Here is a 15121-nt window from a genome sequence, read left to right on the forward strand (position 1 = left end):
GTTTTTGCGTAAATTGAATCAGGTGTGTCGGTTGGCAGGATGCCGCCAGTTGCTTGCCGATCAAAAATCGGTCGGCGCGCCGCCTTCGGCCGTGCGCTTTTCGACGAAGTCGTTGAGCTCTTCGCGGATCGCCGGGTCCATATAAGGTTCCTCGTAGGATGCCAGCCGCTCCTTCCAGACCTTGTTGGCCTTTTCCAGCGCGGTCGGCGATCCGGCTTCGGCCCAGGTCTCGAAATTGCGCCAGTCGGAGAGGATGGGCGAGTAGAAGGCTGTCTTGTAGCGGTCCTGCGTGTGCTGGGTGCCGAAGAAATGGCCGCCGGGGCCGACCGACTGGATGGCGTCGAAGCCGAGCGCTTCGTCGGACAGGTCGAGCGGGGTGAGGAACTCGGCCACCATCTGCAACAGGTCGATGTCCAGGATGGTCTTCTCGTAGGAACAGCGCAGGCCACCTTCGAGCCAGCCGGCGCCGTGCATCATCAGATTGCCGCCGCCCTGGATGGCGCCCCACAGCGAGAACACGCTTTCATAGGCTGCCTGCGCGTCGACCGTGTTGGCGGCGCAGGTATTGGAGGTGCGGTAGGGGATCTTGTAACGGCGGGCAAGCTGGCCGCCGACAAGCTGCGCCTTCATATATTCAGGCGTGCCGAAGGCCGGCGAGCCTGACTTCATGTCGACATTCGAGGTGAAGCCGCCATAGCCAACCGGCGCGCCCTTTCTCACCATCTGGGCAAAGGCGATGCCGGACAGCGCCTCGGCATTTTGCTGCACCAGCGCACCGGCGATGGTCACCGGCGCCATCGCGCCGGACAGGGTGAAGGGCGTGATGACGACGACCTGACCCTTGCTCGACATCTGGATGATGCCTTCCATCATCGGCACATCCAGTTTCAGCGGCGAATTGGTGTTGATGATGGTGAAGACGGACGGCTCTTCGAGCATCTGCTCATGGCTGATGCCGCGGGCGATCCTGGCGATCTCGATGCCGTCGACATTGCGCTCCTTGCCGAGCGAATAGATGTGGAACACCTTGTCGGTCAGCGTGGCGAGGTCGCGGATGCATTCGAGGTGGCGCACGGAAGGATGGATGTCGGTCGGCTCGACCGGATAACCGCCGGTGCAGTTCAGGATGTTGTGCATCTGCGCCAGGCGCAGGAAGTTGCGGTAGTCCTGCTGGTTGCCCGGACGGCGGCCGCGATCGAGGTCGGAGCAGTTCGGTGCCGACGCCATCATCGACAGGATCACATTGTTGCCGCCGAAGCGCACATTGTGCGCCGGGTTGCGGGCATGGAGCGTGAATTCCGACGGGCAGTTGGAGATGAGATCGAGGATCATGTCGCTGTCGAAGCGCACGCGCTCGCTGCCCTCGCGGACATCAGCGCCATTTTCCTTCATGATGCGGCGCGCTTCGTCATGCAGCACGTCGACGCCTATTTCCCTCAAGACGCGCAGCGAGGCGAGGTGGATCGATTCCAGCTCGTCGTCCGAGATCAGCTTGGTCGGCGTCAGCGGATTTCTCAGTTGTCGAAAAGCCGGCTGTTCGAAGGCGGCCGAGCCGCCGGCGCGCTTGCCCGCACGGCCACCGCGACGGGCACGGTCGGCTGCCAAAGGCGGTTCGGCTGGATGCAGGGCGGCGGTCATGATGGTCCTCGTACGATGCTGGTAGCGGGCGGCATAATGGACCGGCGGCTGTCCGGCCATTGCGGAGGCGGCGACCACTAGGACGAGGGAAGCGACATGCCCGAACGGCAGTCCGATAGCTGACAACCTTGCCGGGGATTGGCGGACAGGACGCGCCCACTGCGGCTCTTGGCGCAAGGGGATTTCAGGCGCGGCCCTTCCTTTCCCTAAATCGAACCGCTAGCTCAATGGTTTGCCGCTGGATGGGCCGGCAATTCATGTGGAAGGCATCATGGCTGCGACCGGTTCGAGCGATGGCGAAGCGGGGACGCAATGGGCGGCGCTTGCCGGCGTAACTGCCGCCCTCGCGATGTTCGGTGCGGCGCAAGGGCTGAGCTCGCCGCTGTTTACGCTGCTGATGCAGAAGCAAGGCATGTCGCCGGCGCTGATCGGCTTGTCGGCAGCGATGATGCCGCTTGGTCTGATCCTTTCGGCCTCGTTCGTGCCGGCAGCCATTCGGCTGGTCGGCGCGCGCAACCTGGCTGTGGGTTGCTCATTGATTGGGGCGCTGTGCTTCCTCGGCATCGGCTACCTGCAGGACTGGGTGGGCTGGTTCGTCATCCGCTTCACCATCGGTATCGTCATCAACCCGCTCTATATACTGGGCGAAGTATGGGCGCTGTCGCTGGCGCCGCCGTCGCGCCGCGGCAGAGTGATGGGGGCATTCAACACCGTGCTGGGCGCTGGCTATGCTGCGGGGCCTTTGGTCCTGACCGCGGTAGGGATATCGGGCTGGGTTCCTTTCCTGGTCGGCATGGCCGGCTTCATCCTGTGCGCCGCGATCCTTCGTGCTCTTTCGTCAAGCCTCGCCGGCTTCGAGGATGACGGCCAATTGCCCGGCGGCTTTTTCGGTTTCGCCAGGCTGGCGCCGGCGCTGTTGTTTGCCGTGCTGGTTTCAGCGGCGGTCCAGCAGGGCACCTACGCTTTGATGCCGGTCTTCGGTGCTGCCTATGGCTTGCCCGAAAGGACGCTGGCGGCCCTGGTGATGGCACTGTCGCTGGGAAACATCTTCCTGCAAATCCCGCTCGGCCTGCTGGCCGAGCGTTTCGGCGGGCGGGCGATGATCATCTTCTGTGCGTTGGCGACAACGGCCTGCGCGGTTTTGCTGCCGTTCCTGATCACGACGCCGGCGATCTGGCTCGTCCTTCTCGTCATGGGCGCGGTCGGCTATGGCGTCTACACCATGGCGCTGGTGGAGCTCGGCAGCCGCTTCAGGGGAACCGTGCTGGTCGCCGGCAACGCCGCCTTCGCATTGATGTGGGGCGCCGGCGGCATTGTCGGCCCGCCTGGCGCCGGTGCCTTGATGCAGACCATCGGTCCGCTCGGTCTGCCGGTGGTGATCGCCGGCCTCGACGCGCTGCTGGTGAGCTTCGCGCTCTATCGATCGTTCAAGCGCCAAAACTCCTGACAGGCCCAAAAGCTCCTGACAGGCCCAAACTCATGACAGGCCTTGTCTGGAGCAAACGGTTTTTCGCGGGGCGGGGCTTACCCGCGTCGGACAGAAAAGCTAGTCCTGAACCTGGTTTAGGTGCCAATGATGAACCTGGCGGAAGCTGACAACGAGAAGATGCAGTGGGCGGCGATCAGCGGCGTGATCGCGACCGTCTCGGTGTTCGCCATCGCGCAAGGCCTGTCCTATCCGCTGCTGAGCTTCATCCTGCAACGCCAAGGCGTTTCGCCGGCCATCATCGGGCTCTCGGCGGCAATGACGCCGATCGGCTTCATTGTCTCGTCGCCGCTGATCCCGGCACTGGCGCGCCGGTTCGGGGCAGGGCGCACCGCGCTTACCTGCGCGGCGCTTTCGGCTATTGTGCTTGCGCTGATCGGCTGGACGCAGAATGTCTATCTCTGGTTTCCGCTGCGCTTCTTGATCGGGGTGGTGACCAATCCACTCTATGTCTTGAGCGAAATCTGGGTCATTGCACTGGCGCCGCCATCGCGCCGCGGTCGCGTCATGGGTGTCTATTCAACCATCATCTCGGCCGGCTTCGCTGCCGGGCCGCTCTGCCTGCTCGCTGTCGGCACCGTGGGATGGCCGCCATTCCTGGTGGGGATCGCCGCCTTCATCTTCTGCGGCGCCTGCCTGGGGCTGGTGCTGCCGCGACTGCCGAAGGTCGACGAAGCCGGGCACAGGGTTTCGGTCATGGGCTTCATGCCCCTGGCATGGCTACTGCTGTCGGCGGTGGTCGTTGCCGCCGGTTTCGAACAGGGCGTGCTGGCGCTGCTGCCGGTCTACGGCACGCATTATGGCATCGCGGAAGCGCGCATGTCGGCGCTGCTGTCGGTGATGATCGCAGGCAATATCGCCATGCAGGTGCCGCTCGGCTTGCTGGCGGAACGGCTGACGGCGCGGCTGGTGCGATTCGTCTGCGTCGTGGTGACGGTGCTGGGCTGCGTGCTGCTGCCGCTGCTGATCGAGACGCCGTTGATCTGGCCTTGCGTCTTTATCTGGGGCGCGGTCTCCTATGGCATCTACACCATGTCGATCATCGAACTCGGCGAGCGCTTTACCGGCTCGGCGCTGGTCGCCGGCAATGCCGCCTTCTCCCTGATGTGGGGCATCGGCGGCATCGTGGTGCCGTCGCTGGCGGGTGGCGTCATGGATGTGATCGGCGCCTCCGGCCTGCCGATCACGCTGGGCACGATTTGTCTGGCACTGGCTGTGGCCACGGTCCTGCGCCGGCGGATGGTTTGAGGCCGCATTCCCCCGATGACCTGACGTACCATCTTGAATAAAACCGCTTGCAACGCGATGTAGGCAGGGCTGCCCGCCACTAGCCTGGAGACCATGCGTGACCCAATCGACGACAAAACGCCAGACGGATGCCACCGCGGAGGACAAGTTCCTCTGGTTGGAGGACCGGACCAGCAAGGAATCGCTCGACTGGGTGCATCGCCGGAACGAGATCACCATGGCCGAACTGCAGGGCGATCCGTCCTACCAGGCGGCGTTCGAGACGGCGCTCGACCTGATGACGGCCGAGGACAACATTGCGGTCGGTGCCGCGCTCAACGGTCAAGTCTATAATTTCTGGCAGGACAAGACCAATGTGCTCGGCCTCTGGCGCCGCACGACGGTTGCTTCCTACAAGACCGAGAAGCCTGTGTGGGAGACGATCATCGACTTCGACGTGCTGTCGGCCAAGGAGGGGGTGAAGTGGGTGTTCAGCGGCGCCAGCCGCCTTTACCCCGATTTCAACCTTTGCCTGGTGGCGATGTCGCCGGATGGCGGCGATGCCAGCGAGATGCGCGAATTCGACATCGAGACCAAATCATTCATCGAGGGCGGCTTCCGCGCTCCCGCCTCGAAATCCGGCTTTTCCTGGCTGGACAAGGACACGGTCATTGTCTCGGCTGCCTTCGATGAAGACGACAAGACCCAGTCCGGTTATCCGCGCGTCGTCAAGCTGTGGAAGCGCGGCACCCGGTTGGAGGAGGCGACGCCGATCTTCGAGGCCGAGAAGCAGGATCTCGCGGCCGGCGCGGGGGTCGAGCATGATGGCGACAGGCAGTATTTGTTTCTGGCCCGCACGATCGCCTTCTTCTCCTCGCACAGTTTTCTGCGCCTGCCGTCGGGCGAAAACCGCCGCATCCCGTTGCCGGACGATGTCACCGACAGCACCCTGTTCAAGGGTCGGTTTGTGTTCGGCGTGCGCAGCCCGTGGACGGCGCCGGATGGCACCGAATGCCTGCCGGACGGCCTCTATTCCCTGGATTTCGAACGCTGGATCGACACCGGCGAACTGGGTCCTGTCGAAACCATGCTTCAGCCGGCGCACCGTGTTTCGGTCGCCGGCATTGCCCGCACTCAGGACCGGCTGTTCATCAATCTGATGGACAATGTGCGCGGCAAGGTCGTTGTCGCCGAGCGCAGCGGCGACCGCTGGTCGCTGAAGCCGGTGGCGCTGCCCGAGAACGGCAATGTCGGCATCGCGCATGCCGAGCATTTCGGTTCCAGCGTCTCCTTCTCCTTCACCGATTTCCTGACGCCGAGTTCGATCATCTGGTCGGACGATGACGGGGTGACGCTGGCCACCGTGAAATCGCAGCCGGCGCGGTTCGACGCCGCGCCGCTGGTCTCGGAACAGTTCGAGGCGCGCTCGAAGGACGGCACCATGATCCCGTATTTCGTCGTCAGGCGGCGCGACCAGAAGGGTCCGGTACCGGCGCTTCTCTATGGTTATGGCGGCTTCGAAATACCGCTGCTGCCCGGCTATGCCGGCGTGCGCGGCAGGCTGTGGCTGGAGAAGGGCAATGCCTATGTGCAGGCCTGCATTCGCGGCGGCGGTGAGTTTGGGCCGGCCTGGCATCAGGCGGCGCTGAAGGGCAATCGCCAGACTGCCTTCGACGATTTCGCCGCGGTGGCGCAGGACGTCGTCAGGCGCGGCATCGCCACCGCTGCTTCCCTCGGCATCCAGGGCGGCTCGAATGGCGGCCTGCTTACCGGCGTTTCCCTGACGCAGCATCCCGAACTGTTCGGCGCCGTCATCATCGAGGTGCCGCTGCTCGACATGCTGCGCTACACCGAACTGCCGCCAGGCGCCTCGTGGATCGGCGAATATGGCGATCCGGCAAAACCGGAAGAGGCCAAGTGGCTCGCCGCCTATTCGCCGTACCATCATGTCTCGGCCGATGCCGACTATCCCCCGGTGCTGCTCACGACATCGACCGCCGACGACCGCGTCCATCCCGGCCATGCCCGCAAGATGGCCGCAAAGCTGCAGGAAGCAGGTCACGGCAAGACGTTGTTCTTCGAGGAGACGGAAGGCGGCCATGGCGGGCGCGGCGACCGCCGGCCGCAAGCGGCGCAAACCGCCATGAAATACGTGTTCCTGCAAAGGGTATTGAGCGGCACCGCTTGAATTTCGGGCCTCGGGCGGCATAGACTGCCGCCATGGTCTACATGAGCACATCCGGCGCCTTCGGGGTCGCGGTGACACCGTCGCCGCGCACGCTGCGCGCCGAACTGCTCAGGCTGTGCGCTCGCATCGGCTATTCGCCGCCCGCCGTCCTCTGACGAAGTCGCCCCGGCAGCTTGCCGGTTTGATTCCAGAGGAAAGAGCAAACCCATGACTTACCAGAACTATTCGCTGAAGCAGCTTCAGCAGATTGACGCCGCGCATCATCTGCATCCCTTCACCGACCACAAGGAATTGCGCGAGACCGGCTCGCGCATCATCACCCACGCCAACGGCCCGTTCATCTACGATGCCGACGGCACCGAAATACTCGACGGCATGGCCGGGCTGTGGTGCGTCAATGTCGGCTATGGCCGCGACGAGCTGGCCGACGCCGCTTACGCGCAGATGAAGGAATTGCCCTACTATAATTCCTTCTTCAAATGCTCGACGCCGACGCCCGTGCTGCTGTCGAAGAAGCTGGCCGAGCTGGCGCCCAAGGGCATCAGCCAGGTTTTCTACGGCTCCTCCGGCTCGGAGGCCAACGACACGGCGCTGCGGCTCGTGCGCCACTATTGGGTGCTGGAAGGCAAGCCGGAGAAGAACCGCATCATCTCGCGCAAGTCGGCCTATCACGGCTCGACCGTCGCCGGGACGTCGCTGGGCGGCATGGATTTGATGCACAAGCAGCTCGGCGGGGCGGTTCCCAACATCGTCCATGTCATGATGCCCTATGCTTATGAGTTGGCGCTGCCCGGCGAAAGCGACCATGATTTCGGCCTGCGCGCGGCCAAGGCCGTCGAGGACGCCATCCTCGAAGCCGGTGCCGACAAGGTGGCGGCCTTCATCGGCGAGCCGGTGATGGGCGCGGGCGGGGTGAAAATACCGCCGATGAGCTATTGGCCGGAAGTGCAGCGCATCTGCCGCAAATACGATGTGCTTTTGATGCTGGACGAGGTCATCACCGGCTATGGCCGCACCGGCGAATGGTTTGCGGCGCAGACCTTCGGCGTCGAGGCTGACACCATCACCACGGCCAAGGCACTGACCTCGGGCTATCAGCCGCTGTCGGCGCTGCTGGTCGGCGACCGTATCGCGGCGACGCTGGTCGAAAAGGGCGGCGAATTCTACCACGGCTATACCTATTCGGGTCACCCGGTGGCCTGCGCGGTGGCGCTGAAGAATCTCGAGATCATGGAGCGCGAAGGCTTGGTCGACAGGGTCAGGAACGACACCGGACCTTACTTCGCCCAGGCGCTGCAAGAGCGCATTGCCGGCCACGAACTGGTCGGCGAGGTGCGATCGATCGGGCTGATGGGCGCGATCGAGATCGTCAAGGACAAGGCGACCAAGGAGCGGTTCCTGCCGGCGGGCAGTGCCGCCGTCACCGTCCGCGACCACGCCATCGCGCAAGGCCTTATGCTGCGCGCCACCGGCGACACGATGATCCTGTCGCCGCCGCTGATCTGGACCCGCGCGACGATCGACATGGCTTGCGATCGCATCGCCAAAGCGCTGGATCTGGCGCAAGCGGATTTGCGCAAGAAGTAGATGGAACGAGCGTCGGGCGCCTTGCAAACAGGGCGCCCGGACTGTGCGCCTGCTTATCGTCAGGGTCGACGGGGTCAGCGCACCGATCGTGCTGGTCAATAAAGGCCATGAGGCAATTCCGAACGCTGCAATCGGAATAATAATTCAGACCGAGCAGTATAGTACTGCAAAACGCAAAAACCGCGCTCCATAGGAACGCGGCTTTGCCAGATACGCATGGCATTTCGCCAACAATACACTTGCGAAACTTACGGGCTCCGGTACGCGAGACCTGATCCGGAGCGCCGGGCGGATGCGATATGTCCGCCTCGCCATCCGTTATATAGGCACATCGTTACCGCCGGGTTATCGAGAGCTTAAGCAAATCTAAATTTGCAATTTTTCCGCGCAATAAAAATCGAGAAAAGCGCTGCCAAATTCGAAACTTATAGAGAACTGCCGCGAAGGAAATTTATGATGCCGGAAAAATCCGATCCGCCATTTCCCTGGGCGTTGAACAGCGCATAAAGCTGGGCCGCTTCGGCCCCCATTGGCGTCACCGCGCCGGCGCTTTGGGCCGCCTCCTGCGCCAGTTTCAGGTCCTTCAGCATGAGTGCTGCGGCAAAGCCCGGTTTGTAGTCGCGGTTGGCGGGTGAGGCCGGCACGGGACCCGGCACCGGGCAATAGGTGGTCAGCGACCAGCACTGGCCCGACGAGGTCGAGGCAACGTCGAACAGGGCCTGATGCGAGAGGCCGAGCTTTTCGGCCAGCACGAAGGCCTCTGCGACGCCGATCATCGAAATGCCGAGCATCATGTTATTGCAGATTTTGGCTGCCTGACCGGCGCCGTCGTCACCGCAATGGACGATGCGGCCTGCCATCGGCTTCAGGACCGGTTCGGCCTTGGCGAAGGCATCCTTGGCGCCGCCGGCCATGAAGGTCAGCGTTCCCGCAGCAGCACCGCCGGTGCCGCCGGAGACGGGGGCGTCGATCGAATGCAGCCCGTGCTTCCTTGCTACGGCATGCGCCTTGCGGGCCGACTCGACATCGATGGTCGAGGAATCAATGAACAGGGCGCCTGGTTTGGCCTTGGGTGCGATGTCCTCGTAGACCGAGAGCACGTGCTTGCCGGCGGGAAGCATGGTGATCACGACATCGGCGTCCTTCACCGCCGCCACGGCATTCGCCATGACAATGACGCCATGCTCGCGGGCGACGGTGAGGTTTTCCGGCATCAGGTCAAAGCCGTGCACCGCGTGCCCCGCCTTGACGAGATTGGCAGCCATCGGATTGCCCATATTACCCAAGCCGATGAAGGCGACAGTGGTCATAGCGGTGCTCCATGATGAGTAGGCAGTAGGCAGTAGGCAGTAGGGCGACCTATTCGGGTGCGAGTTTGAGAATAAGTTGGCGAAGCATCTTTCCGATGGCCTCGGCCGCCAGAAGCAGGTGCTCAGCTTGCCCATGCGTGGCAACGCCAATGCGTTGAGCGATTTGGAGGTGTGTCTCGAACTCCTTCAGCGAGCCTTGGGCTATCCTGAGAAATTGCTGATAGGAGCCTCGGTTGTCTCGGCCATAGCCTTCCGCGATGTTTGCAGGGACAGAGGTTGCTGAACGGCGGATTCGGCTGGTCAGCCCATATAATTCCTCTTTGGGGCATGTCTTGGTCAATGAGTAGGTGCTGACAGCCAGATCCATCGCCTGCTGCCATACGATAAGATCCTTGTACGAGTTGATCTTGCCGGTCATCCTTTGCCTACTGCCTACTGCCTACTGCCTACTGCCTACTGCCGTCCGATCAACGCCCGCGCGATGATGACGCGCATGATCTCGTTGGTGCCTTCGAGGATCTGGTGGACGCGCAGGTCGCGCACCAGTTTTTCGATACCGTAATCATGAAGATAGCCATAACCGCCATGCAGCTGCAGCGCCTCGTTGGCGACGTTGAAGCCGATGTCGGTGACGAAGCGCTTGGCCATCGCCGACCATTTGCCGGCATCCGGCGCCTTGCGGTCGAGTTTCGAGGCGGCGGCGTAGAGAAAGATCCGCGCTGCCTGCAATTCGGTCTCCATGTCGGCCAACCTGAACTGCAGCGCCTGGAACTGGTTGATCTTCGAGCCGAAAGCCTTGCGCTCGGCGGTATAGGACAGCGCCTTGTCGAGCGCAGATTGCGCGCCGCCGAGCGAACAGGCGGCGATGTTGAGGCGGCCGCCATCGAGCCCGGCCATTGCGATGCCGAAACCTGCGCCTTCCCCCGACAGCAGGTTTGCAGCCGGCACCTTGCAGTCCTCGAAGATCACCTGGCGGGTCGACTGCATGTGCCAGCCCATCTTGTGCTCGTTGGCGCCGAAGGACAGGCCGGGCGCATCCTTCGGCACGACGAAGGTGGAAATGCCCTTCGGCCCGTCGGCGCCGGTGCGCGCCATGACGACATAGAGGTCGCTGTCGCCGGCCCCGGAGATGAACTGCTTGGCGCCGTTAAGCACATAGTCGTCGCCGCTCTTCACCGCGCGCGTCGTCAGCGCCGCGGCATCCGAGCCTGAGCCCGGCTCGGTCAGGCAGTAGCTCGCCAGCCATTCCATCGAGGTCAGCTTCGGCAGGAAGCGTTGGCGCTGCTCGTCGTCGCCGAAGCGGTCGATCATCGACGCCGCCATATTGTGGATCGAGATGAAGGAGGAAAACGCCGGATCGGCGTGCGACAGTGCCTCGAAGATCAGCACGGCGTCGAGCCGGCCGAGCGCCGAGCCGCCGACATCATCCCTGACATAGATGCCGCCAAGGCCAAGCGGGCCGGTCTCGCGGATTACATCGGCGGGAAAGTGTCTTGCCCGGTCCCATTCGAGCGCATTGGGCGCAACGCGATCGGCGGCGAAGGCCTGTGCCATCTCCTGGATGGCGCGCTGCTCCTCATTGAGTTCGAACTGACTGGTGCTCGCATCGACCGCGGCGTCCATGGCGTGCTCCCTGTGTTTCCCCAGTTGGGGTTGGCTTGCTGGCCTGTTGTTTTTGGCTTTGCGCGCCGCTCAATCTAGACCAATGATGCCGCCGCGCAACCCGGCTCGCCGCGCAGCCGCTGTGCATGAATGGATCAACGGAGCATTGCGTGCCGACATATTTCGACGAATTGCTCGACCGCTTCCATGCCTATCTCCGGGGCGTGGACAACGCGCTGGTGCGGGACGCCGTGACCCGGATCGGCTGGAATATGACGGCGCGCGTGCTCGAAGCGCATCCGCTGCCTTGCCTTGGTCTGCTCGACCGCATTGTCGAACTGGCGCCGCCGGACCCGCAGCCTCTGGTGCAACTGCTGGCGGAGCGTCGTGACGATCTGTGCTGGGGGCAGACCTACAACGCGAGCGATTTTGGTGAAGCGTTCTTGCAAAAATACGGCTGGCTGGAGGTGTTTGGCACGCGCGGCCATTTCGCCAATGAAGAGGTCGCGGCCGGATTGCTGATCCTGGGACCCGGCATCACCTATCCCGACCATCATCACATTGCCGAGGAGATCTACATTCCGCTGACCGGCGGCACCGAATGGCGCATGGGCGAGGGCGGCTTTCACATCCGCCAGGCGGGCGAAATTATCCATCACGCCTCCAATGTCAGCCATGCCATGCGCACCGGCAGCGAACCGTTGCTGGCGCTCTACATCTGGCGCGGCGGGCCGCTGTCGCAGAAGTCGACCGTTTCCGGCGCGCAGGGCAGGGGCTGAGCATGGCCAAGGCGATCATGCTGCAAGGCACGGGTTCGGATGTCGGCAAGACGGTGCTGGTGGCGGGGCTCTGCCGCGCGGCCAGGAATCGCGGGCTGAAAGTCAGGCCGTTCAAGCCGCAGAACATGTCGAACAATGCCGCCGTCGCCGACATTCCGGGCGACAACCGCCCCGGCGGCGGCGAGATTGGCCGTGGGCAATGGCTGCAAGCGCTGGCGTGTGGTGTTCAGCCGACCGTGCATATGAATCCGGTGCTGCTCAAACCCCAGAGCGATATCGGTTCGCAGGTGATCGTGCAGGGCAAGGTGTTCGGCGAGGCGCGAGCGCGCGACTACCAGACAATGAAAGCGGGGCTGATGGACGCCGTGCTGGAGTCCTGGACGAAGGTCGGTGAGGGCGCCGATCTGGTCGTCGTCGAGGGCGCCGGATCGCCGGCCGAAATCAACCTGCGCAGCCGCGACATCGCCAATATGGGCTTTGCCACGCGCGCCGACGTGCCGGTCATCCTGGTCGGCGACATCGACCGCGGTGGCGTCATCGCTTCGGTCGCCGGCACGCATCTGATCCTGCCGGAGGAAGACAGGCGCATGATCGTCGGCTACCTCATCAATAAGTTCCGCGGCGATGTCTCGCTGTTCGACGACGGCATCCGGTCGATCGAAAGCTTCACCGGCTGGCGCTGCTTTGGCGTCGTGCCGTGGCTGAAGGCGGCGGCGCGATTGCCTTCGGAGGATTCGGTCGTGCTCGAACGCCTGGCATCGGGCGAGAAGCGGGCGTTGAAGGTCGCCGTGCCGATGCTTGGCCGCATCGCCAATTTCGACGACCTCGACCCGCTCAAGGCCGAGCCGCAGGTCGAAGTGGTGTTCGTGCCGCCAGGGCAGCGCTTGCCGGAGGATGCCGGCCTGGTGGTCATTCCCGGTTCCAAATCGACGATCGGGGATCTCATGAAATTCCGCGAGAATGGCTGGGATCGCGATCTCCTCGCGCACCGCAAACGCGGCGGCCATATCGTCGGCATTTGCGGCGGTTTCCAGATGCTCGGCCGCCTGGTGCGCGATCCCGATGGCATCGAGGGCAGCGTCACCGAGGCGGAAGGTCTTGGTCTGCTCGACATCGAGACGGTGATGGAACCGGAAAAGACGGTGCGCAATGTCAGCGCGCGCTCGGTGCCGTTCGGCTTGGCGCTCGAGGGCTACGAAATCCATCTCGGCCGCACCACCGGGCCGGACATGGCGCGGCCGTCGGCTGTGATCAACGGCATCGACGACGGTGCCATTTCCGCCGATGGCAAGGTTTTTGGCAGCTATCTGCACGGCCTGTTTTCCGCCGACGCTTTCCGGGCGAGATTCCTGGAAAGCCTCGGCGTGAAAGGCGGCGGCGTCGACTATCGGGCGGACGTGGAAAACGCTCTGGACGAGATCGCAGCCGAACTGGAGCGCCATCTCGATTGCGATGCGATTTTTGGGTTAGCGAGGTAGGGCCGCCCATCGTTTCGTCATCCTCGGGTCTGCGCGTCCGCTTTGCTTCATGGTCATCCTTCCGCGCGGAAGAGCCTAACAGACCATGCATCCAAAGCAAAAGCGCCCGGCTTTGACCGGGCGCTTCGAATGCAGAAGTCGCGGGTGCCTAGGCGCCGCGCATCAGGCAGGCGGCGGCAAGCACGATGTATGCGATGAGGACAATCCACACCGCAGCCAGAGGAATGAACGCAAGAACGCCAAGCGCGGCGAGCACGCCGATGATGGCGATAACTAGGGATATGATGAAAACAAGCTGAGTGGGTGCACTAAGATTCATGTGTGGTCCCTCCAACATGATTCGTACAACGGCACTCTATCAGGCGTGAGGCTTATACACCAATCAGCTGGCGCAATGGGTTCGCCGGGTCGGCCAGCAGCTTCACCGCCAGCGACAGGCAGATGATCACCAGCAGCGGCTTGATCAGCCGGGCGCCGATGCGGATGGCAAGGCTGGCGCCGAGCCGGGCGCCGAGGAACTGGGCGACGCCCATCATCAGCCCGATCTTCCAGTAGACGACGCCGGCGACGGCAAAGACGATGAAGCCGCCAATGTTGGAGGCGAAATTGAGCAGCTTGGTGTGTGCCGTCGCCTTGAGCACGCCGAAGCCGGCAAGGCTGACGAAGGCCAGCATATAGAAGGAGCCGGCTCCCGGCCCGAACAGCCCGTCATAGAAGCCGACCAAAGGGGCGATGACCAGCCCGAACAGGAAGTGCGACAGGCGCTCGGCGCGGTCGACATCGTTCATGTTGGGTTTCACGGCGAAGTAGATCGCGATGGCGATCAAAAGCAGCGGCAGCAGCGCTCGCAGGAGATCACCCGGCACGAATGCCGCCAGCAAGGCGCCGACGGCACTGCCGGCAAGGGCCAGAAGCGCCGATGGCAGCTGTCGGCGCAGATCGACATGGCCATTCATGGCGTAGTGGATGGTCGCCGAAGCGGTGCCGAAAATGCCCTGCAGCTTGTTGGTTCCAAGTGCTGCGACCGGCGGGAAGCCGGCAAGCAGCAGGGCCGGGATGGTGATCAGCCCGCCGCCGCCGGCTATCGAATCGACAAAGCCGGCTGCAAAAGCGGCCAAGGCAAGCATGATGACGGTCTGGGTGGCGAGGTCGAGCATCGGGATTTTCTGAACATTCCGGCGGGAAAGGTGGTGCCGCGCCTTCTCATGGCCATCCGGTTTGCGCAAGGCCGATTCCGCGCTACGTCCATCCAAGCGCGTTGCGCTTGGATTTCCTGTGGTGCATGTCATTATCTCAGTACCGCTGCGCAGTTTTGGGTCATGTGCGCTGGGCGGGCTCGGGAAAGGGACACTGTTGGCGATGGCATTGCTCGACCAGATACGCTCGATCTTCGATGGTGACCCCGGCGTGCGCAAGGTTGCCGACGACCCTGTGCTGTCGGCGGAGCTCTTGATGCTGTTTCGCATGATCCTGGCCGACGGCTCGGTTTCGGAGAGCGAGATGGTCGCCTTCCGGCGCATCTGCAAGGACGCCTTCGGCATCCCGGAAACCAGCATCGACGCGGTCATCGAATATCTCAATGATTTCGGCTACGAGACCAACGGTTCGCAAGCCATTGCGCTGTTCCGCGATCTCGATGTCGAACGGCGCAAGTTGCTGGCGCTCCACATGGCGGAGATCGCCAAAGCCGATTCCAAACTGGCCGAGAGCGAAGTGCGGCTGTTGCGCCGCACGCTCGATTTGCTCGACATCAGCCCGGTCGATGTGGTGAAGCCGGAGGAGTGAGGCAGACCAGGGGCAACGGCCGCCCGGCCGGGTCCCCGCTG

At 63.3% G+C, this 15121-nt stretch carries 14 protein-coding genes; 8 read left to right on the forward strand and 6 right to left on the reverse strand.

Annotated elements, in window-relative coordinates; translation table 11 throughout:
- Positions 1-60: 60 nt before the first annotated feature.
- The gene (locus NKJ77_RS13185) at positions 61-1638 is read right to left on the reverse strand and encodes a trimethylamine methyltransferase family protein (protein WP_023830553.1); all 1578 of its coding nucleotides are present in this window, start codon (positions 1636-1638) and stop codon (positions 61-63) included.
- Positions 1639-1909: 271 nt separating this feature from the next.
- On the opposite strand from NKJ77_RS13185, the gene NKJ77_RS13190 reads away from it, so the two are divergent.
- The 5 genes from NKJ77_RS13190 (at position 1910) to NKJ77_RS13210 (ending at position 8126) form a co-directional block, all read left to right on the forward strand.
- Positions 1910-3085 carry an MFS transporter gene (locus tag NKJ77_RS13190; protein WP_023830554.1) on the forward strand — a complete coding sequence of 392 codons (1176 nt, stop codon included), beginning with the start codon at positions 1910-1912 and terminating at the stop codon, positions 3083-3085.
- A 129-nt stretch (positions 3086-3214) separates the two neighbouring features.
- The gene (locus NKJ77_RS13195; RefSeq protein WP_023830555.1) at positions 3215-4372 is read left to right on the forward strand and encodes an MFS transporter; all 1158 of its coding nucleotides are present in this window, start codon (positions 3215-3217) and stop codon (positions 4370-4372) included.
- Between the two features lie 97 nt (positions 4373-4469).
- Positions 4470-6539 carry a prolyl oligopeptidase family serine peptidase gene (locus NKJ77_RS13200; protein WP_023830556.1) on the forward strand — a complete coding sequence of 690 codons (2070 nt, stop codon included), beginning with the start codon at positions 4470-4472 and terminating at the stop codon, positions 6537-6539.
- Positions 6540-6571: 32 nt separating this feature from the next.
- Entirely contained in the window at positions 6572-6694 is a 123-nt protein-coding gene (locus NKJ77_RS13205) for a hypothetical protein (RefSeq protein WP_023670422.1), read from the forward strand.
- A 52-nt stretch (positions 6695-6746) separates the two neighbouring features.
- Complete coding sequence (locus NKJ77_RS13210) at positions 6747-8126, forward strand: aspartate aminotransferase family protein (protein ID WP_023670423.1); 1380 nt, start codon at positions 6747-6749, stop codon at positions 8124-8126.
- A 425-nt stretch (positions 8127-8551) separates the two neighbouring features.
- Here NKJ77_RS13210 and mmsB read toward each other — a convergent pair whose 3' ends face one another.
- Genes mmsB through NKJ77_RS13225 form a run of 3 tightly spaced genes read right to left on the reverse strand, consistent with a single transcriptional unit; the run spans position 8552 to position 11059 of the window.
- On the reverse strand, positions 8552-9436 hold the full coding sequence (gene mmsB / locus NKJ77_RS13215) for a 3-hydroxyisobutyrate dehydrogenase (RefSeq protein ID WP_023830557.1): 885 nt from the start codon (positions 9434-9436) through the stop codon (positions 8552-8554).
- Positions 9437-9485: 49 nt separating this feature from the next.
- Positions 9486-9854, reverse strand: coding sequence for a four helix bundle protein (locus NKJ77_RS13220; protein ID WP_023830558.1), 369 nt, complete (start codon positions 9852-9854; stop codon positions 9486-9488).
- Positions 9855-9889: 35 nt separating this feature from the next.
- On the reverse strand, positions 9890-11059 hold the full coding sequence (locus NKJ77_RS13225) for an isobutyryl-CoA dehydrogenase (protein ID WP_023830559.1): 1170 nt from the start codon (positions 11057-11059) through the stop codon (positions 9890-9892).
- Between the two features lie 149 nt (positions 11060-11208).
- On the opposite strand from NKJ77_RS13225, the gene NKJ77_RS13230 reads away from it, so the two are divergent.
- A complete protein-coding gene (locus NKJ77_RS13230) occupies positions 11209-11817 on the forward strand; it encodes a dimethylsulfonioproprionate lyase family protein (RefSeq protein WP_352459147.1) in 609 nt (202 codons plus the stop codon).
- A gap of 2 nt (positions 11818-11819) precedes the next feature.
- Positions 11820-13295 carry a cobyric acid synthase gene (locus NKJ77_RS13235; RefSeq protein ID WP_352459146.1) on the forward strand — a complete coding sequence of 492 codons (1476 nt, stop codon included), beginning with the start codon at positions 11820-11822 and terminating at the stop codon, positions 13293-13295.
- 148 nt (positions 13296-13443) lie between these two features.
- Here NKJ77_RS13235 and NKJ77_RS13240 read toward each other — a convergent pair whose 3' ends face one another.
- Positions 13444-13614, reverse strand: coding sequence for a hypothetical protein (locus NKJ77_RS13240; RefSeq protein ID WP_023670429.1), 171 nt, complete (start codon positions 13612-13614; stop codon positions 13444-13446).
- Positions 13615-13666: 52 nt separating this feature from the next.
- Positions 13667-14452 (reverse strand): TSUP family transporter, encoded by a 786-nt coding sequence (locus tag NKJ77_RS13245; RefSeq protein WP_023707858.1) that lies wholly within the window; start codon positions 14450-14452, stop codon positions 13667-13669.
- A gap of 196 nt (positions 14453-14648) precedes the next feature.
- On the opposite strand from NKJ77_RS13245, the gene NKJ77_RS13250 reads away from it, so the two are divergent.
- A complete protein-coding gene (locus NKJ77_RS13250; RefSeq protein ID WP_023688142.1) occupies positions 14649-15080 on the forward strand; it encodes a TerB family tellurite resistance protein in 432 nt (143 codons plus the stop codon).
- Positions 15081-15121 lie beyond the last annotated feature (41 nt).

Origin of the sequence: Mesorhizobium sp. M0052 (assembly GCF_040323255.1) — a bacterium.
Classification (GTDB): Bacteria; Pseudomonadota; Alphaproteobacteria; order Rhizobiales; family Rhizobiaceae; genus Mesorhizobium.

What these genes read in the sequence shown, in the direction of transcription:
- NKJ77_RS13225 (WP_023830559.1), bottom strand. Translation starts at nt 11,059, where the DNA reads ATGGACGCCGCGGTCGATGCGAGCACCAGTCAGTTCGAACTCAATGAG.
- NKJ77_RS13190 (WP_023830554.1), top strand. Translation starts at nt 1,910, where the DNA reads ATGGCTGCGACCGGTTCGAGCGATGGCGAAGCGGGGACGCAATGGGCG.
- NKJ77_RS13220 (WP_023830558.1), bottom strand. Translation starts at nt 9,854, where the DNA reads ATGACCGGCAAGATCAACTCGTACAAGGATCTTATCGTATGGCAGCAG.
- NKJ77_RS13235 (WP_352459146.1), top strand. Translation starts at nt 11,820, where the DNA reads ATGGCCAAGGCGATCATGCTGCAAGGCACGGGTTCGGATGTCGGCAAG.
- NKJ77_RS13210 (WP_023670423.1), top strand. Translation starts at nt 6,747, where the DNA reads ATGACTTACCAGAACTATTCGCTGAAGCAGCTTCAGCAGATTGACGCC.
- NKJ77_RS13205 (WP_023670422.1), top strand. Translation starts at nt 6,572, where the DNA reads ATGGTCTACATGAGCACATCCGGCGCCTTCGGGGTCGCGGTGACACCG.
- NKJ77_RS13245 (WP_023707858.1), bottom strand. Translation starts at nt 14,452, where the DNA reads ATGCTCGACCTCGCCACCCAGACCGTCATCATGCTTGCCTTGGCCGCT.
- NKJ77_RS13185 (WP_023830553.1), bottom strand. Translation starts at nt 1,638, where the DNA reads ATGACCGCCGCCCTGCATCCAGCCGAACCGCCTTTGGCAGCCGACCGT.
- NKJ77_RS13195 (WP_023830555.1), top strand. Translation starts at nt 3,215, where the DNA reads ATGAACCTGGCGGAAGCTGACAACGAGAAGATGCAGTGGGCGGCGATC.
- NKJ77_RS13240 (WP_023670429.1), bottom strand. Translation starts at nt 13,614, where the DNA reads ATGAATCTTAGTGCACCCACTCAGCTTGTTTTCATCATATCCCTAGTT.
- mmsB (WP_023830557.1), bottom strand. Translation starts at nt 9,436, where the DNA reads ATGACCACTGTCGCCTTCATCGGCTTGGGTAATATGGGCAATCCGATG.